Genomic DNA, 16,977 nt, shown 5'->3' with positions numbered 1-16,977 from the left:
AAACGGGAACCGAGTAAAGCGTGAGTAAGTTGCATAGATGAGGCTCCTCGATCACGGAGCCTTGCGGACGGCTCTCCGACTCGGGGGCCTGACGGATCAACAGCGACTTCGAGGTGCGCACCTTGGCTTTCCAGATGCCGGACCGCGGCGGAGGCCCGACGGGGCCACGGATCAGAGTGGGCCGACCGTCCCGGCGTGCCCGGACCCTGCTCATGACCCTGGGCGTGCTGGCCGTGCTGGCCATGGCGTTCGTCATGTTCGCCGGGTTCTGGACGGACTGGCTCTGGTACAGGTCGGTTCACTACTCGTCGGTCTTCACCACCACCCTGTGGACCAAGATCGGGCTCTTCTTCGTCTTCGGCCTGCTGATGGCGGCCGCGGTCGGTGTCAACATCTGGCTCGCGCACCGGCTGCGTCCGCCGCTGAGCGCCATGTCGATGGAGCAGCAGAGCCTCGACCGGTACCGCATGGGCATCGCGCCCTACAAGCGGTGGCTGCTCGTCGGCATCGTCTCCCTGGTGGGACTGATCGCCGGCGCGTCCGCCTCGGGCCAGTGGCGCACATGGCTCATGTGGGTGAACGGAGTGCCCTTCCACCAGAAGGACCCCCAGTTCCACCTCGACGTCTCGTTCTACGCCTTCGACCTGCCCTGGTACCGGTTCCTGCTCGGCTTCGGCTTCGCCGCCGCCGTGCTGTCCCTGATCGCCGCCGCGCTCACGCACTACCTGTACGGCGGCCTGCGGGTCACCAGCCCGGGAGCGCGCGCCACGGCGGCGGCCACCGGTCATCTCTCGGTGCTCCTCGGCATCTTCGTGGCGCTGAAGGCGGTCGCCTACTGGCTCGACCGGTACGGCCTCGCGGTGAAGTCCAGTGACTTCAAGGCGACGGGCAACTGGACGGGTTTGCGCTACGTCGACGCGAACGCCTATCTGCCGGCGAAGACGATCCTGTTCTGCATCGCCGTCATCTGCGCCCTGCTCTTCTTCGCCACGCTGTGGCGGCGCACCTGGCAGCTCCCCGTCATCGGCTTCGGCCTGATGGTGCTGTCGGCGATCCTCATCGGCGGGCTGTATCCGGCGATCGTGCAGAAGTTCCAGGTCCAGCCGAACGAGCAGGCCAAGGAAGCGCCGTACGTCGAGAAGAACCTCAAGGCGACCCGCGAGGCGTACGGGATCGACGGCACCGACGTGAAGGACTACCCGGGGGCGAGCGACACCAAGGACAAGACCAAGCTCCGGGACGACGCCGACACGGCGGCGAGCATCCGCCTCATGGACCCGAACGTCGTGTCGCCCACCTTCCAGCAGCTCCAGCAGGTGCGGAACTACTACGGCTTCCCGTCGAACCTGGACGTCGACCGGTACAGCAAGGACGGCAAGGACCAGGACACCGTCATCGGCCTGCGCGAGCTGAACCTGGCGGGCATCCCGAAGAACAACTGGATCAACGACCACTTCCGTTACACGCACGGATACGGCGCCGTCGCGGCCAAGGGCACCTCGGCCGACAGCGAGGGCCGCCCGGTCTTCACCGAGTACGACCTGCCGTCCCGGGGCGACCTCGGCGAGTACCAGCAGCAGATCTACTACGGCGAGAAGACCACCCAGTACTCGATCGTCGGCGGTCCCCAGAAGGAGATCGACTACTCCGACGACAGCGGTGAGCGGACCACGAGCTACAAGGGCAAGAGCGGCGTCAGCCTCTCCAGCCCGGTCAACCGCGCCGCGTACGCGGTGGCGTTCGGCGAGCCGCAGATCCTCTACTCGGGCGCGATCGGCGAGGGTTCCCGGATCCTGTACAACCGCACGCCCAAGGAGCGCGTCGAGTCGGTGGCCCCCTGGCTGACCATCGACGGCGACGCCTACCCGGCGGTCGTCAACCACCGGATCCAGTGGATCGTCGACGCGTACACCACGACCAACGGCTATCCGTACGCGTCCCGCACCACCCTCGGCGACACCACGGCGGACTCGCTGACGGCGGCCAACAACCAGCGGGCGGTGGTGGCCCAGCAGAACCAGGTCAACTACATCCGCAACTCGGTGAAGGCGACCGTCGACGCGTACACCGGCGAGGTCAAGCTCTACCAGTGGGACACCAAGGACCCGGTCCTGAAGACCTGGATGAAGGCCTTCCCGAACACGGTGAAGTCGAAGCAGTCGATCTCGCCGGACCTGATGGCCCATCTCCGGTATCCCCAGGACCTGTTCAAGGTGCAGCGTGAGCTGCTCACCCGCTACCACGTGAAGGACGCGCAGACGTTCCTCAGCGGCAGCGAGGTGTGGCAGGTCCCGGAGGACCCGACGAACAAGTCGGGCAGCGCGGTGCCGCCGTACTACCTGAGCATGAAGCTGCCCGGGGAGACGTCACAGGCGTTCTCGCTCACCACGACGATGACACCGAACGGCCGGGACAACCTGAGCGCGTTCGTCTCGGTCAACGCCGAGGCGGGGACACCCGGTTACGGCAAGATCAACATTCTCAAACTGCCGACCGGCAGAACCGTCGACGGCCCCAAACGGGTGCAGAGCCAGTTCAACTCCGAGCCGTCGATCGCCGAGTCCATCAGGCTCCTCAGAGGCGGCGACTCGGAGGTCGAGTACGGCAACCTGCTGACGGTGCCGCTCGACGGCGGACTGCTGTACGTGGAACCGGTGTACGTGCGCGGCGGGGACCTCAAGTACCCGTTGCTGCGCAAGGTCCTTGTGACCTACGGCGGCAGCACGGCCTTCGAGAACACGCTCAGCCAGGCGCTCAACAAGGTCTTCGGGGCGGAGAGTTCGACCGAGCCGCCACCGGACGAGACCACCCAGCCGCCGCCGACGTCCAGTGACCCGACGGTCCAGTCCGCGCTCGAAGACGCCCAGAAGGCCTTCGACCAGGGCCAGGAAGCCCTCAAGAAGGGCGACTGGCAGGCGTACGGCCAGGCGCAGAAGGATCTCCAGGACGCCCTGAAGCGGGCCGAGGACGCCCAGGACAAGGCGGACAAGGCCGGTAGTGGCGGCTCGGGCGCCGACAAGGGCGGTGACAAGGGCAACGACAAGAGCGGTGAAAAGAAGGGCAGTTCGAGCAGTAGCCCGGGCAGCCCCAGTAGCAGTCCCAGTAGCAGTCCGAGCAGCGACAAGAGTTCCTGAAGTAGCTGGTCAGGGGCCCACTCCGCGCCGTGGTACGGTTGCAGAACAACGGCGCGGGGTGGAGCAGCTCGGTAGCTCGCTGGGCTCATAACCCAGAGGTCGCAGGTTCAAATCCTGTCCCCGCTACTGAAGTCGAAGGCCCGGATCCAGTTCATGGATCCGGGCCTTCGGCGTGTGTGACGCCACGCCGGGGCGGGCCGGTGACCTGGCGACTCCGAGGAAGTCCCGCGCCATACGTGGGGAGTTGGGGGATCTGTGTTTCACTTGTCTCTCTGTGGCCATGTCGACAAAACGCTGAAGTGACCTCACTGGCTGCGGTATACCAGGTGTACCCAGGTTGCAGGTGGTGCGACGATGGACGTTATGGGGGACAAGGCAACTCTGTTGGATACAGGGCGGTTTGCGCAGCCTGCCGACTTTGAGCAGCCTGCCGACTTTGAGCAGCCTGCCGATCTCACGCAGCCTTCGGACCGGGACGAAACCGGGGAGGCCGCCGAGGAGGCACGCCACTGGTCGGCGGCCGAGGCCGGCGACGTCGAGGCGATGAGCGTCCTCGGCGCGATGCTGCTGCGCCGGGGCGATCTCGACGCGGCCGAGCCGCATCTGCGTGCCGCCACCGCCGCGGGCGACCGGGCGGCGGCCAACAACCTGGGTGTCCTCCTGCACCAGCGCGGGTACGCCGACGAGGCCGCCGGCTGGTGGCGGATCGCCGCCGTCGCGGGCAGTGCCGCCGCGGCGCACGCGCTCGGCCGGCACCACCGCGAGCGCGGTGACGAGCCGGCCGCCGAGTACTGGCTGCGCCAGTCCGCCGAACAGGGCCACGCCCTCGGGGCGTACGCGCTCGCCGACCTCCTGGAGCACCGAGGTGATGTGGGCGCCGAGCAGTGGATGCGCTCCGCCGCCGAGCGCGGACACCGCGAGGCCGCCTACCGGCTGGCGCGCGCGCTCGACCGCAAGGCCCTCGACACGGGCCAGGCCGTGGGCGACAACGGTGTCATCGGCGCGGCGGGCGAGGACGCCGAGCAGTGGTACCGGCAGGCCGCCGCGCGCGGTCACCGGCGGGCCGCGCTGCATCTCGGCGCCATCCTGGAGAAGCGCGGGCACCTCAAGGAGGCCGGGCGCTGGTATCTGACGTCCGCGAAGGACGGCGAGGCGCGGGCCGCCTGCGCCCTCGGCTTCCTGCTGCGCGACGCCGGGGACACCGAGAGCGCCGCGGTCTGGTGGCTGCGGGCCGCCCAGGACGGCGACGGGAACGCGGCGAACGCGCTGGGCGCGCTGCACGCCGAGCGCGGCGAGACGCAGACCGCCGAGCGGTGGTACCGCGCGGCGATGGACGCGGGTGACGTGAACGGCGCGTACAACCTGGGGCTGCTCTGCGCGGAGCAGGGGCGGACCGCGCAGGCGGAGCAGTGGTACCGGCGGGCCGCCTACGCCGGTCACCGCGAGGCCGCGAACGCGCTGGCGATCCTGCTGCTCCAGGTCGGGGACGCGGCCGGGGCCGAACCCTGGTTCTCCAAGGCCGCGGAGGCCGGCAGCGTGGACGCCGCGTTCAATCTCGGCATCCTGCACGCCGGGCGCGCGACCGACAGCGACGACGCCGCCGCCCTGCGGTGGTACGAGCGGGCCGCCGCGGCCGGGCACACCGAGGCCGCGCTCCAGGTCGCCATCGCCCGCCTGCGCGAGGGTGACGAGCGTGCCGCCGAGCGGCATCTGCGCTGCGCGGCGGGCGGGGGCAGCGCGGAGGCGGCCTACCGGCTCGCCGCCGTGCTCGACGCCCGCCGACCGCCCGCGCCCGAGCACGAACTCGGCGAGCCCGCGCAGGAGAAGAGCGAGTGCGAGGAGTGGTACGAGCGGGCGGCCTCCCAGGGGCACCGGCGCGCGCAGGTGCGGGTCGGGATGCTGGCCGCGGCGCGCGGTGACGTGGTGGAGGCGGCCCGCTGGTACCGGGAGGCCGCCGAGGCCGGTTCGCGTAACGGCGCCTTCAACCTCGGGCTGCTGCTGGCCCGCGAGGGGAGCGAGCCGGAGGCGGCGTTCTGGTGGACCCGGGCGGCCGACGCGGGCCACGGCCGGGCGGCACTCCGGCTGGCCCTCGTGTACGCCCGCCGCGGCGAACTGGCGGAGGGCAAACGCTGGGCCGACCGCGCGGTGACCCTGGGCCCGACGGAGGTCGCCGAACGGGCGGCCCGCCTGAGGGACGCGCTGCGGGAGGAACTGTCCGCGTGAGGGGGCGCCCATGGGGGCGCTGCTCTGCCGAGGGGGCCGGCGTGCGCTCGCCGGACAACTGATTTGCGCTGGTCCGCAACCGTGACGTACTGTTCAGTTCATCGACGCGGGGTGGAGCAGCTCGGTAGCTCGCTGGGCTCATAACCCAGAGGTCGCAGGTTCAAATCCTGTCCCCGCTACTGAAGGCCGAGGGCCGGAATCCGAAAGGGTTCCGGCCCTCGGTGTTTCCCCCGTCGTGAGGGGGCATGGTCTTGTCCGCGAAAAGCCCCGGCACAGTACGTGTGCCGGGGCTTTCCCATGGAACTTCGCTACGCCGCCGCGCAGTTCGGGCAGACGCCGCGGTACGTCATCTCGACGCCCGACACCGTGAAGCCGAAGCGCTCGGAGTCGGGGAGGTCGCCGAGCGGGTCGCCGCCGGGGTGGACGTCACGGATCGCGCCGCACTGGGCGCACACCAGGTGGTGGTGCGGCCGGTGCGCGTTCGGGTCGTACCGCTTGGCGCGCTTGTCGGTGGCGACCTCCAGCACCTCGCCCAGCGAGACCAGCTCGCCCAGCGTGTTGTAGACGGTCGCCCGGGAGATCTCGGGCAGCTTCGCCACGGCCCGGGCGTGCACTTCGTCGGCCGTCAGGTGGACGTGATCGCCGTCGAGCACCTCGGCCACGACACGTCGCTGCGATGTCATACGCCAGCCGCGTCCGCGCAGTCGTTCCAACAGGTCACTCATACAGATCAGCGTAACAGCAGGGCGCACCAGATCCCGAACGCGTGTGACTTTGGAAGCGGGCTGGACTTGGATCATGTCTAAGTCGCAGCGGGTGCCTCGCGTGCCGTACGCGCCGGGAGTGCCGTACGCGCCGCGCGAGCCGTACGCGGTCAGGCGGGGACCTGCTGGCGGGTCGGGGCCCAGCAGCGGATGATGTCGCGGACCGAGACGATCCCGACCGGGCCGCTCCCGTCGAGCACGATCAGGTGCCGGAAGCCGCCGTGCGCCATCGCGGACGCGGCCTCCTCCAGGGTCCAGCCGGCGGCGGCGAAGACGACGTCGGTGGTGGTGTGGGTGCCGGCGGTCTCGGCGTCGGGGTTCTGGCCCAGGGCGAGCGAGTTGAGGATGTCGCGCTCGGTGAGGATGCCGAGGCCGGAGGAGTCCTCGTCGAGGACCACCGCCGCCCCGACGTGGCGCGCCGACATCAGTCGGGCCGCCTGGCGAAGGGTGTGTGTCGGGCCGATGGTGAGGACCACCGTGCTCATGGCGTCGCGGACGAGCATGGGCTGGAGCCACCTCCTCGGTGAACCGCCGGTCTCCCGGTCACTTGCCGGCCTCCCGGTGAAGTGCCGGAGAAGCGCTCGAGAAGCGATGGAGAAACGGTTCACAAGTTCACAAGTGGGGGAACTCTCAGCGTCGCAGTTAAAGGGAAAGTCAACAAGAGGGCGCGTGCGGTGAATGCGGGGGCGCCCGAGGAGTGCTCGGCGTGCGCGGCGTGCTCGCGGTGCCTACGTGCTCGGAGTGCTCAGTAGCGCTGGTTGAGGTACCCGAGCATCTCGTCGTGCAGGATGCCGTTGGAGGCCGCCGCGTTGCCGCTGTGCGGGCCGGGGCGGCCGTCGAGTCCGGTGAAGGAGCCCCCGGCCTCGGTCACCACGATCGCGTTCGCCGCCATGTCCCAGAGGGACAGCTCGGGTTCGGCGCAGATGTCCACGGCGCCCTCGGCGACCATCATGTACGGCCAGAAGTCGCCGTAGCCGCGCGTGCGCCAGACCGCCTTCGTCAGGTCGAGGAAACCGTCCAGACGGCCCTGGTCCTCCCAGCCGGTCAGCGAGGAGTACGCGAACGACGCGTCGGACATGCGGGACACGCTGGAGACCCGGAGCCGGCTCGCGGAGGACAGGCTGCGGCCGGTGAACGCGCCGTGGCCCTTCGCCGCCCACCAGCGGCGGCCCAGCGCGGGGGCGGAGACGACGCCGACGACCGGCTGGTAGCCGCCCTCGCCCGCCTCCATCAGGGAGATCAGCGTCGCCCAGACGGGGACGCCGCGGACGTAGTTCTTGGTGCCGTCGATCGGGTCGACGACCCAGCGGCGTGGTCCCGTGCCCTCGACGCCGTACTCCTCGCCGAGGATCGCGTCGCGCGGCCTGGCCCGCTGGAGATGACCGCGGATGATCTCCTCGGCCGCCTTGTCCGCCTCGCTCACCGGCGTCATGTCCGGCTTGGTCTCCACCTTCAGGTCGAGCGCCTTGAACCGGTCCATCGTCGCGGCGTCGGCGGCGTCCGCGAGGACATGGGCGAGCCGCAGGTCATCGAGATAGTCGGGCATGACCGAACCGTATCTGCCCGCGTCCGTACGGGGCTACAGGGGACCGAAGGGTGATCGCCTCCCCCCCGGCCGGAGACCCCGGGATCACCGGAGCCGACCGGATCACCCGGGTCACCGGAGTCGCCGAAGACACCGCCCCCCCCCGAGCCGCCGACCCGGCGCCCGAGCTGCCGACCCGGCGCCCGACCCGGCGTCCGAGCCGACCCGCGTCCGCCTCTCCCCGAGCGCGCCGAGCGCGCCGTGCGCCGCGGACCCTTGACAGTGCTTCCACGCGCGTCAAATCTGGCTGCAGAGTCGCTCGCCCCAGGGAGGCGATGATGCCCGCAGCGCGAGAATCCCTCTTGGACGCCGCCTATACGGCGCTGGCGCGCAGAGCGTGGTCGGCGGTGCGGATGGTCGACGTGGCCGCGGTGGCCGGGGTGTCCCGCCAGACGCTCTACAACGAGTTCGGCAGCAAGGACGGCCTCGCGCGCGCCCTCGTACGACGGGAGGCCGACGCCTATCTCGCCGGGGTCGACCGGGCGCTCGCCGCGCACACGGACGCCCGGGACCGGCTGGTCGCGGCCGTCGAGTGGACGGCGTCGGCGGCGCGCGGCAACGCGCTGGTGCGGGCGATGCTGACCGGCTGCTGGGGAGAGCGGCTGCCCTCGCCCGGCCTGTCCGCCGTACCGTCCTCGTCCGCGGTGCCCGCGCAGCGGCGGGCCGACGGGCCGCTGCCCTCGCCCGCGGACTTCGTGGCGCTGGTCAGGGACCGGGCCGTCGCCACCCTCGCCGTCTCCCGGGCGGACGCTCCCGAGGTCACGCGGTCGTGCGAACTCGTCGTCCGGCTCGGGCTGTCGTGCGTCGTCGCGCCGCCCGCCGAGGGCGCGACCACGGAACTGGTGCGGGCCGCGCTGGTGCCGCCGCCCCGGGGCTACGGGGTCTGAGCACCCCCGGGACCCCGCCCCAACTCAGTGCGCCGAGCCCGAGAGTTGGAGGCCGATGACGCCGATGATGACGAAGCTGATGGAGACGATCTTGAGGACCGAGACCAGGTCGTCGAGGAAGATCATGCCGTAGATCGCGGTGCCCGCCGCGCCGATCCCCGTCCACACCGCGTACGCCGGTCCCACGTCGAGCTTCTTCAGGGACAGCGTCAGCAGACCGAAGCTGCCGAGGGCGAAGACGCAGAAGGCCACGGTGGGCCAGAGTCTGGTGAAGCCGTGCGAGAGTTTCAGACAGACGGCGAAGCCGGTTTCGAGCAGTCCCGCCACAACGACCAGCAGCCACGCCATGTCGTGACCTCCCTTGTCCGCACGTCGACTGCTTCGGCTGGCCGCTCCGGGCCCGGTGCGATTATGCATTCACCGGCCGGGAGAAGCCCTTACCGACGGTGGGCCCGCGCAAACCCGGCCGTCCTCAGTCGCCCTCGTGGCGCTCCCGCGTGGCGAGCAGCCGGCGCAGCGAGTACAGCCGCTGCGGGTCCGCGTGCCCGTCCGCCACCCACTGGTCCAGCGCGCAGTCCGGCTCGTCGTGGCTGCACGCGCGGGGACAGCCCTCGGTGCCCGGCTCCAGGTCGGGGAAGGCGTGGATGACCCGGGACGGGTCGACGTGGTTCAGGCCGAAGGACCGGACGCCCGGGGTGTCGACCAGCCAGCCGCCCGCCTTGCCCGCCAGCGGCAGCGCGAGCGCCGACGTGGTGGTGTGCCGGCCGCGGCCCGTGACGGCGTTGACATGGCCGGTGGTCCGGCGCTGCTCGGGCGGCACCAGCGCGTTCACCAGGGTCGTCTTGCCGACACCCGAGTGACCGACGAACGCCGTGATCCTGCCGACCAGTTGTTCCCGTACGAGGTCGGCGGCGGCCTCGCTCTCCAGCTCCTCGCGGCTGGTCACCACGTACGGGATGTCCAGCGCGCCGTACAGCTCCAGGAACTTGTCCGGTGGCGCGAGGTCCGACTTCGTCAGGACGAGCAGCGGGGTGAGACCGCCGTCGAAGGCGGCGACCAGGCAGCGGTCGATCAGCCGGGGTCGCGGCTCGGGGTCGGCGAGGGCGGTGACGATGGCGAGCTGGTCGGCGTTGGCGACGACCACCCGCTCGTACGGGTCGTCGTCGTCGGCGGTGCGGCGCAGCACGGAGGTGCGCGGCTCGATGCGGACGATACGGGCGAGGGTGTCCTTCTCGCCGGACAGGTCTCCGACGATGGCCACCCGGTCCCCGACGACGGCGGCCTTGCGGCCCAGCTCGCGGGCCTTCATCGCCATCACGACCCGGTCCTCGACCAGGCAGGTGAGCCGGCCCCGGTCGACCGTGAGGACCATGCCCTCGACGGCTTCCTCGTGCTTGGGCCGGATGTTCGTACGCGGCCGGTTGCCCTTGCGGTTCGGCCGCTGGCGGATGTCGTCCTCGTCGGTGTTCTTGCTGTAACGCCGCATGATCCAGGTCCGCCCGTCAGTTCCCGAGCATTCCGGTCCACAGCTCGGGGAAGTCCGGCAGGGTCTTCGCGGTCGTCGCCACGTTCTCGATCTGGACGCCCTCCACCGCCAGTCCGAGGATCGCGCCGGCCGTGGCCATGCGGTGGTCGTCGTAGGTGTGGAAGACGCCGCCGTGCAGCCGGCGCGGGCGGATGTGCAGGCCGTCGGCGGTCTCGGTGACGTCACCGCCCAGTTCGTTGATCTCCTTGGTGAGCGCGGCCAGCCGGTCCGTCTCGTGCAGCCGCAGATGCGCCACGCCCCGCAGGGTGGACGGGGAGTCGGCGAGGGCCGCGACCGCCGCGATGCCCGGGGTCAGCTCGCCGACCTCGCCGAGGTCGACGTCGATCCCGTGGATCGCACCCGAACCGGTGAACTCCAGCCCGCTTTCGGTCAGTTCGCAGGAACCGCCCATCTCGGTGAAGATCTCCCGCAGCTGGTCACCCGGCTGGGTGGTGTGCGCCGGCCAGTCGGGCACGACGACCGTGCCGCCGGTGACCAGGGCCGCCGCGAGGAACGGCTGCGCGTTCGACAGGTCGGGCTCCACGATCAGGTCGCGGCCGAGCAGCGCCCCCGGTGTCACCCGCCACACGTTCGGCTCGCCGCCCGACTCCGGGGTGTCCACCTGGGCGCCGACCGCGCGCAGCATGTCCACGGTCATCCGGATGTGCGGCATGGACGGGAGCGTCGAGCCGGTGTGCCGGACCTCGACGCCCTGGTTGAAGCGCGGCGCCGAGAGCAGCAGGGCGGACACGAACTGGGAGGACGAGGACGCGTCGATCTCCACCGGGCCGCCGTCCAGTGAACCCTGGCCGTGCACGGTCAGCGGCAGGGCGCCCCGGCCGTCGTCGTCGATCCGGGCGCCGAGCAGCCGCAGCGCGTCGATCACCCCGTGCAGCGGACGCTCGTAGGACCGCGGGTCGCCGTCGAAGCGGATGGGGCCGTCCGCGAGCGCGGCGACCGGGGGCAGGAAGCGCATCACCGTGCCGGCGTTGCCGACGTCGATGGTGGCCGGGCCGCGCAGGCCCGAGGGGATGATCCGCCAGGCCTCGCCGGAGGAGTCCGGGCCCGCCGCGACCGTCGAGCTGGAGGCGACCGTCTCCTCGATGCCCACGCCCATCGCGCGCAGCGCGCCCGCCATCAGCAGGGTGTCGCGGGAACGCAGCGGGCGGCGCAGCCAGCCCGGTTCGGAGGCCAGCGCGGCCAGCACGAGAGCGCGGTTGGTTACCGACTTGGACCCCGGCACGTGAACCGTCGCGTCGACGGCTCCGCTTGCGTACGGGGCGGGCCAGAGGGCGGTGTGGGCGGGGTTCGCGGTCATGCGCTCCACTTTATCGGCTGGAGGCCGCGCCGCCGTTGGTCCGTCACGGCCGGAGACGCCGGTGGGGGAGGCGGGGACCGCCGGGTGCCCAAGCGCGGCGAGCGCCCGCCGCGGCAGTCCGGGACCGCCGACACCTGTTCAGGTGAGCCGGATGTGCCGGATGTGCCGGGTTAGCCGGGTGAGCAAGGTGACCGGACACCTCCCGGACCGGCGGCCGGATACGTGGCTCACGCCGTTACCCGGTGGCCGACCCCGTTACCGGCGACCCACCCCGTTACCGGCGGCCCACCCCGTTACCGGCGACCCACGCCGTTACCCGGCGGCCCACCCCATTACCGGCGACCCGCCGCGCGACCGGCGACGCCCCCGCCCGACCGGCGACGCCCCGCCCCAGCGGGCTCACCCCCGGCGACCCCCGCCCCACCTCACACCCCCAACAGCCACCGCGCCCCGCCCATCAGCGAGCACAGTGACACCGCGTGGAACAGGAACAGCCACAGCCCCGCCGGTACGTGCGTCAGCCGGGCGAGTTGGTCCGCGTCCGAGTCGCCCGCGTTGCCGCGCATCCGCTTCGCCTGGAGTTCGAAGGCCGGCCGGACGCCGCCGAGGAGCAGGAACCACACCACCGCGTAGGCGAACGCCGCCTGAACCTGGGGGCCGGTGAGCCAGGACACCACCACGAACGTCCCGCCGGTGAGGATCACGGTGACCGCGCCGTACGCGTTCCGGATCATCACCAGCATGGCTATCAGCAGGGCCGTGGCCAGCCACAGCAGCAGCGTGATGTGACCGGCGCCGAGGAGGGCCGCGCCGCCGAGGCCCAGCAGCGGGGGAGCGGTGTAGCCCGCCGCGGCGGTCAGGATCATGCCGAGGCCGGTCGGCTTGCCGCGGCTCACGGTCAGCCCGCTGGTGTCGGAGTGCAGCCGGATGCCGCTGAGGCTGCGGCCGGTGAGCAGCGCGACCAGCCCGTGGCCGCCCTCGTGCGCGATGGTGATGGCGTTGCGGGCGAGGCGCCACACCCCGTGCGGGACGACCGCCGCGAGGGCCGCGACCAGGGTGGCGATCACCACCCACAGATCGGGGTCGGGCTGGCTCCCGAAGACCTCGTCCCACAGGGAGCCGAGGGAGGCCAGCGAGGTGGATGCTGTGCTGTGCATGGTCGGCGGGGGCTCCCTCTCGTGACACGGAGTCTGGCAGTCTGGCACGTATGTGCGGACGGTATGCGGCGAGTCGGCGACCCGAGGATCTGGCGGGAATCTTCGAGGTCGAGAAGTGGGAACCGGAGGAGACTCTGGAGCCCGACTACAACGTGGCCCCGACGAAGGAGGTCTACGTCGTTCTCGACCGTCCCGTTAAGGACGCCGGCAGCCCGAGGCCGGTTCGCCAGCTCCGCAAGCTCAAGTGGGGGCTCGTCCCGTCCTGGGCCAAGACGCCCGAGGGCGGCGCCCGGATGATCAACGCGCGCGCCGAGACGGTGCACGAGAAGCCCTCGTACCGCCGGGCCTTCACCGCGCGGCGCTGCATCATCCCGGCCGATGGCTACTACGAGTGGGTCACCGGCACCGCCGAGCGCGAACTCGAGGTCGAGGGCAAGAAGAAGCGGCCCCGCAAGCAGCCGTACTTCGTGACCCCGGCGGACGGCTCCGTCTTCGCGATGGCCGGACTGTACGAGTTCTGGCGGGACCGGACGCTGCCGGACGAGCATCCGCGGGCCTGGTGGGTCACCTGCTCGGTGATCACGACCGAGGCGGAGACCACCCCGCTCGCGGTGGCGCCCGACGAGGGCCCGCGGGCGCTCGCCGACATCCACCCCCGGATGCCGCTCATGCTCACCCCCGACCGCTGGGACCACTGGCTCGACCCGGCCGCCACCGACCCGGACGCCCTGCGCGGCCTGCTCGCGCCGCCGCCCGCCGGACTGATGCGCGCGTTCCCCGTCTCCACGGCCGTCAGCAACGTCCGCAACAACGGACCGGAGCTGCTGAAGGAGCTGGACGGCCCCGAGGAGGGCACACTCTTCTGACGTGACCGAGACCAGCAGCGAGTCTGACGTGACCGAGATCAGCAGCGAGACGATCGAGACCGACGCCGGCACCGCCCGCGTCACCTGGCACCGGGCGCGCGAGCCACGGCTCCTGCTCGCCGTGAGCCACGGCGCGGGCGGCGGCATCGAGGCCCGCGACCTGAGGGCACTCGCCGACGTGCTCCCCGGACACGGCGTGAGCGTCGCCCTGGTGGAGCAGCCCTGGCGGGTCGCCGGCAAGAAGGTGGCCCCCGCGCCGAAGACCCTGGACACCGGCTGGCGCGGAGTGTGGCCGGCGCTGGCCGGGCCCGGACTGCCGGTGATCTCCGGTGGCCGCAGCGCGGGCGCCCGCGTCGCCTGCCGCACCGCCACCGAACTCGGAGCCGCCGCCGTCCTCGCGCTCGGCTTCCCGCTGCACCCGCCCGGCCGGCCCGAGAAGTCCCGGGCCGCCGAACTGCTCGGCGCCGGGGTGCCCACGCTCGTCGTACAGGGCGGCAACGACCCGTTCGGCAGACCGGAGGAGTTCCCGGCCGGCTCGTACGAACTGGTCGAGGTTCCCTACGCCGACCACGGTCTCGCCGTACCGAAGAAGGCGCCGCTCGGGCAGGACCAGGCGATGGAGATCGTCACGGCCGCGGTCGTCCGGTGGTCCGCGTCACTCGCGTGACGCCCGGGAATGTTGCGTGACAGACCACTGTTGTGCGGATCAGACAGCACGGAGCGCGTGCTGGACCGTTCGTACGAGAGGAAGTCCGCCGCATGGGTTCGACCTTCTGCCCGAGCCGCAGCAGCCGCGCTGACCTGGACTGGACGGTGCTGCACGCGGGTAAGAACACTCCGGTTCGGACACCGGGCGGCCAGGAAGTACGCCCCTCCCCGGCCGCTGGGCAAGCCGCCCCGACCGAAGGTCGTCTATTCTCCGATTCCAGTGGGACCGGTCTCGGTCTCGCTACATCGCTGGAGGAGGTGGGTCCGGTCACTGGGACCGACGCAGGGACCGATAACGGCCAGGCGGAGCAGCCCGAGGGCCGGGGCACGAGCGACGCCACGGCGGAATCGTCCGCCGAGCGCACCGCGCGCTTCGAGCGGGACGCGCTCGAATTCCTCGACCAGATGTACTCGGCCGCCCTGCGCATGACGCGCAACCCGGCCGACGCCGAGGACCTGGTGCAGGAGACGTACGCGAAGGCGTACGCGTCCTTCCACCAGTTCCGCGAGGGCACCAACCTCAAGGCGTGGCTGTACCGCATTCTGACCAACACCTTCATCAACTCGTACCGCAAGAAGCAGCGCGAACCCCAGCGCAGCGCGGCCGAGGAGATCGAGGACTGGCAGCTCGCGCGGGCCGAGTCGCACATGTCGACCGGGCTGCGCTCCGCCGAGTCGCAGGCGCTCGACCACCTGCCCGACTCGGACGTCAAGGAAGCGCTGCAGGCGATTCCCGAGGAATTCCGCATCGCCGTGTATCTCGCGGACGTAGAGGGCTTTGCGTACAAGGAGATCGCGGACATCATGGGGACACCCATCGGAACGGTGATGTCCCGGCTGCACCGGGGCCGCCGCCAACTGCGCGGCATGCTGGAGGACTACGCCCGGGACCGCGGGCTCGTCCCCGCCGGCGCCGGAGAGTCGAACGACGCGAAAGGCTCGGGCTCATGAGCTGCGGAGAGCCGCACGAGACGGATTGCAGTGAGGTACTCGATCATCTCTACGAGTTCCTCGATCATGAGATGCCGGACGCGGACTGCACCAAGTTCGAGGTCCACTTCGAGGAGTGCTCCCCGTGCCTGGAGAAGTACGGCCTCGAACAAGCCGTCAAGAAGCTCGTGAAGCGGTGCTGCGGCCATGACGACGTGCCCACCGATCTGCGGGCCAAGGTCATGGGACGCATCGACCTCATCCGCTCCGGGCAGGCCGTCCCCGACCACGACGTGACCGCGTCGGCCCGGGAGTCCTGACCCCGGCGCGCACCCCCGCGCGAGACGCGGGACGGACGCGGACACCGAAAGACCGTCCGCCCGTCACCCGAACGTGCTAATCCGCGAGCCCCCGGCCCGCGGATTCGCGCATTCCCGGTCCACGCGCCGCGTTCCCCGCCCTAGGCTCCGGAACCTGAGACCGGGGGAGGGACGGGGAGGGGCGAGCGGATGGGTTCGGTTCCGGCGGGGGCCCGGGTGTACATGGCCCTGGTCGTTCTCGCGGCCCTCGCCTGCCTCGCCCCCGCGCCGGCCCTCGACGTCCCCTGGTGGATCGTCGCCCTGCTGGCCGCGCTCTACGCCGGCTGCGACCACGTCCCGCCGCCGCGCGGACCACGCGCCGCCGGCTCCCCCGGCGCCGAGAGCCCCCAGGGCATGGGCACCTTCCTGCCCGTCCTGCTGGCCGGCGCCTTCCTGCTGCCCCCGGCCGCCGCCGCCCTCGTCGCGCTGCCCGGCGCCCTGCTCGCCCGGGTCGACCAGCGCCCCCGCGCGGCCCGCCGCCTCTGGCGCCCCGCCCAGCTCGCCGTCGCCGTCTGGGCCGCCTCCCGGGTCCACGGCGCGCTCGGCGGCCCGGACGCGGTGGCCACCCCCCGCTTCCCCTACGCGCTGGTGCCGGCCGGCGCCGCCGTCCTCACCTTCTGCGCCGTGCTCGCCGTCCTCGACGGCGGCATCCTCGCGCTCGCCGAACGGGCCCCGCTGCGCGGCGCCTGGCGCGGCCTGTTCGCCCGCTCCCTCGCCCCCGTCGCCGTGCACGGCCTCGCCGGACTGATGATGGCGGTGCTCTGGCGCAGCCCCTACGGCCCCGTCGCCGCCCTGCTCGTACTGCTCCCCATGTACGTGTCCTGCTGGGTGTTCGCCCAGTACCACCGGGAGCGCGCCGCCCACCAGGCCACCATCCGCGCCCTCGTCCAGGCCGTCGACATCAAGGACGGCTACACCCGAGGGCACAGCGAGCGGGTCGGCCAGGCGTCCATGATGATCGCCCGCGAACTCGGCATGGACGACGACCGCGTCGAGGGGCTCCGGTTCGCCGGCATCCTGCACGACGTCGGCAAGCTCGGCGTCCCCACCCGGCTGCTGCGCAAGGACGGCCCGCTGACCCCGGAGGAACGCCGGATCATCGAACTGCACCCCGAGTACGGGCACGAGATGGTCCGCGGCATCGCCTTCCTCGGCGAGGCCCGCTCGGCGATCCTGCACCACCACGAACGGCTGGACGGCAGCGGCTACCCCTACGGGCTGACGGGCGCGCAGATCCCCGAGTTCGCCCGCGTGGTGGCCGTCGCCGACGCCTTCGACGCGATGACCTCCACCCGCTCCTACCGCAGGGCCCGCCCGGTGCCGGCCGCCCTGGAGGAACTGGAGCGCTGCGCGGGGGCGCAGTTCGACCCCGGGATGGTCGCGGCACTCGTCCGGGCGCTCGGCCGGCACGGCTGGCACCCCGCCGTCACCGCCGACATCGCCCCGCCCGCCGCCCCCGCACCCGGCACACCCGCGCCGCGGGCCTCCGACGCCCTCGGCGGGAGGACACCGTGAGCACCA

The 16,977-nt window shown here is 71.6% G+C and carries 15 protein-coding genes and 2 tRNA genes; 10 read left to right on the top strand and 7 right to left on the bottom strand.

The window, feature by feature from the left end; translation table 11 throughout:
- Positions 1-134: 134 nt before the first annotated feature.
- The 4 genes from AB0912_RS05235 (at position 135) to AB0912_RS05220 (ending at position 5,536) form a co-directional block, all read left to right on the top strand.
- The gene (locus tag AB0912_RS05235) at positions 135-3,134 is read left to right on the top strand and encodes a UPF0182 family protein (RefSeq protein WP_366696815.1); all 3,000 of its coding nucleotides are present in this window, start codon (positions 135-137) and stop codon (positions 3,132-3,134) included.
- Between the two features lie 52 nt (positions 3,135-3,186).
- A tRNA-Met gene (locus AB0912_RS05230) sits at positions 3,187-3,260 on the top strand.
- Between the two features lie 228 nt (positions 3,261-3,488).
- Entirely contained in the window at positions 3,489-5,357 is a 1,869-nt protein-coding gene (locus AB0912_RS05225) for a tetratricopeptide repeat protein (protein WP_366696582.1), read from the top strand.
- A gap of 105 nt (positions 5,358-5,462) precedes the next feature.
- Positions 5,463-5,536: transfer RNA gene (locus AB0912_RS05220), tRNA-Met, on the top strand.
- A 129-nt stretch (positions 5,537-5,665) separates the two neighbouring features.
- Here AB0912_RS05220 and AB0912_RS05215 read toward each other — a convergent pair.
- The 3 genes from AB0912_RS05215 to hisN all read right to left on the bottom strand — a co-directional run bounded on the left by AB0912_RS05215 (position 5,666) and on the right by hisN (position 7,667).
- Positions 5,666-6,082, bottom strand: coding sequence for a Fur family transcriptional regulator (locus AB0912_RS05215; protein ID WP_366696581.1), 417 nt, complete (start codon positions 6,080-6,082; stop codon positions 5,666-5,668).
- Positions 6,083-6,231: 149 nt separating this feature from the next.
- Entirely contained in the window at positions 6,232-6,624 is a 393-nt protein-coding gene (locus AB0912_RS05210) for a CBS domain-containing protein (protein ID WP_366696580.1), read from the bottom strand.
- A gap of 242 nt (positions 6,625-6,866) precedes the next feature.
- Complete coding sequence (gene hisN, locus AB0912_RS05205) at positions 6,867-7,667, bottom strand: histidinol-phosphatase (protein WP_366696579.1); 801 nt, start codon at positions 7,665-7,667, stop codon at positions 6,867-6,869.
- Positions 7,668-7,981: 314 nt separating this feature from the next.
- Between hisN and AB0912_RS05200 the strand changes: the two genes are divergently transcribed.
- Complete coding sequence (locus AB0912_RS05200; protein ID WP_366696578.1) at positions 7,982-8,593, top strand: TetR/AcrR family transcriptional regulator; 612 nt, start codon at positions 7,982-7,984, stop codon at positions 8,591-8,593.
- A gap of 24 nt (positions 8,594-8,617) precedes the next feature.
- On the opposite strand, the gene AB0912_RS05195 is transcribed toward AB0912_RS05200, so the two are convergent.
- The 4 genes from AB0912_RS05195 to AB0912_RS05180 all read right to left on the bottom strand — a co-directional run bounded on the left by AB0912_RS05195 (position 8,618) and on the right by AB0912_RS05180 (position 12,593).
- Complete coding sequence (locus tag AB0912_RS05195) at positions 8,618-8,941, bottom strand: multidrug efflux SMR transporter (protein WP_366696577.1); 324 nt, start codon at positions 8,939-8,941, stop codon at positions 8,618-8,620.
- Positions 8,942-9,065: 124 nt separating this feature from the next.
- The gene (gene rsgA / locus AB0912_RS05190) at positions 9,066-10,079 is read right to left on the bottom strand and encodes a ribosome small subunit-dependent GTPase A (protein ID WP_366696576.1); all 1,014 of its coding nucleotides are present in this window, start codon (positions 10,077-10,079) and stop codon (positions 9,066-9,068) included.
- A gap of 16 nt (positions 10,080-10,095) precedes the next feature.
- The gene (gene aroA, locus AB0912_RS05185; protein WP_366696575.1) at positions 10,096-11,436 is read right to left on the bottom strand and encodes a 3-phosphoshikimate 1-carboxyvinyltransferase; all 1,341 of its coding nucleotides are present in this window, start codon (positions 11,434-11,436) and stop codon (positions 10,096-10,098) included.
- A gap of 425 nt (positions 11,437-11,861) precedes the next feature.
- On the bottom strand, positions 11,862-12,593 hold the full coding sequence (locus AB0912_RS05180; RefSeq protein WP_366696574.1) for a M50 family metallopeptidase: 732 nt from the start codon (positions 12,591-12,593) through the stop codon (positions 11,862-11,864).
- Between the two features lie 50 nt (positions 12,594-12,643).
- Between AB0912_RS05180 and AB0912_RS05175 the strand changes: the two genes are divergently transcribed.
- The 5 genes from AB0912_RS05175 (at position 12,644) to AB0912_RS05155 (ending at position 16,971) form a co-directional block, all read left to right on the top strand.
- Positions 12,644-13,459, top strand: a complete 816-nt coding sequence (locus tag AB0912_RS05175) for an SOS response-associated peptidase (protein ID WP_366696573.1) — start codon at positions 12,644-12,646, stop codon at positions 13,457-13,459.
- Positions 13,460-13,496: 37 nt separating this feature from the next.
- Positions 13,497-14,126: an alpha/beta family hydrolase gene (locus tag AB0912_RS05170; RefSeq protein WP_366696814.1), complete on the top strand. Its 630-nt coding sequence runs from the start codon at positions 13,497-13,499 to the stop codon at positions 14,124-14,126.
- 299 nt (positions 14,127-14,425) lie between these two features.
- Entirely contained in the window at positions 14,426-15,118 is a 693-nt protein-coding gene (gene sigR, locus AB0912_RS05165) for an RNA polymerase sigma factor SigR (RefSeq protein WP_366696572.1), read from the top strand.
- Complete coding sequence (gene rsrA / locus AB0912_RS05160) at positions 15,115-15,417, top strand: mycothiol system anti-sigma-R factor (RefSeq protein ID WP_366696571.1); 303 nt, start codon at positions 15,115-15,117, stop codon at positions 15,415-15,417. The genes sigR and rsrA overlap by 4 nt, the downstream gene beginning before the upstream one ends.
- A 189-nt stretch (positions 15,418-15,606) precedes the next feature.
- Positions 15,607-16,971, top strand: a complete 1,365-nt coding sequence (locus AB0912_RS05155; RefSeq protein ID WP_366696570.1) for an HD-GYP domain-containing protein — start codon at positions 15,607-15,609, stop codon at positions 16,969-16,971.
- The last annotated feature ends 6 nt before the right edge of the window (positions 16,972-16,977 follow it).

Source organism: Streptomyces sp. NPDC007084 (assembly GCF_040703595.1).
Lineage (GTDB): Bacteria > Actinomycetota > Actinomycetes > Streptomycetales > Streptomycetaceae > Streptomyces.
The sequence above is the reverse complement of the archived record's forward strand: the minus strand, read 5'-3'. Positions and strand labels throughout refer to the sequence as shown.

What these genes read in the sequence shown, in the direction of transcription:
- AB0912_RS05180 (WP_366696574.1), bottom strand. Translation starts at nt 12,593, where the DNA reads ATGCACAGCACAGCATCCACCTCGCTGGCCTCCCTCGGCTCCCTGTGG.
- AB0912_RS05175 (WP_366696573.1), top strand. Translation starts at nt 12,644, where the DNA reads ATGTGCGGACGGTATGCGGCGAGTCGGCGACCCGAGGATCTGGCGGGA.
- AB0912_RS05200 (WP_366696578.1), top strand. Translation starts at nt 7,982, where the DNA reads ATGATGCCCGCAGCGCGAGAATCCCTCTTGGACGCCGCCTATACGGCG.
- AB0912_RS05210 (WP_366696580.1), bottom strand. Translation starts at nt 6,624, where the DNA reads ATGCTCGTCCGCGACGCCATGAGCACGGTGGTCCTCACCATCGGCCCG.
- rsrA (WP_366696571.1), top strand. Translation starts at nt 15,115, where the DNA reads ATGAGCTGCGGAGAGCCGCACGAGACGGATTGCAGTGAGGTACTCGAT.
- AB0912_RS05215 (WP_366696581.1), bottom strand. Translation starts at nt 6,082, where the DNA reads ATGAGTGACCTGTTGGAACGACTGCGCGGACGCGGCTGGCGTATGACA.
- AB0912_RS05155 (WP_366696570.1), top strand. Translation starts at nt 15,607, where the DNA reads ATGGGTTCGGTTCCGGCGGGGGCCCGGGTGTACATGGCCCTGGTCGTT.
- AB0912_RS05225 (WP_366696582.1), top strand. Translation starts at nt 3,489, where the DNA reads ATGGACGTTATGGGGGACAAGGCAACTCTGTTGGATACAGGGCGGTTT.
- aroA (WP_366696575.1), bottom strand. Translation starts at nt 11,436, where the DNA reads ATGACCGCGAACCCCGCCCACACCGCCCTCTGGCCCGCCCCGTACGCA.
- rsgA (WP_366696576.1), bottom strand. Translation starts at nt 10,079, where the DNA reads ATGCGGCGTTACAGCAAGAACACCGACGAGGACGACATCCGCCAGCGG.
- hisN (WP_366696579.1), bottom strand. Translation starts at nt 7,667, where the DNA reads ATGCCCGACTATCTCGATGACCTGCGGCTCGCCCATGTCCTCGCGGAC.
- AB0912_RS05195 (WP_366696577.1), bottom strand. Translation starts at nt 8,941, where the DNA reads ATGGCGTGGCTGCTGGTCGTTGTGGCGGGACTGCTCGAAACCGGCTTC.
- AB0912_RS05235 (WP_366696815.1), top strand. Translation starts at nt 135, where the DNA reads ATGCCGGACCGCGGCGGAGGCCCGACGGGGCCACGGATCAGAGTGGGC.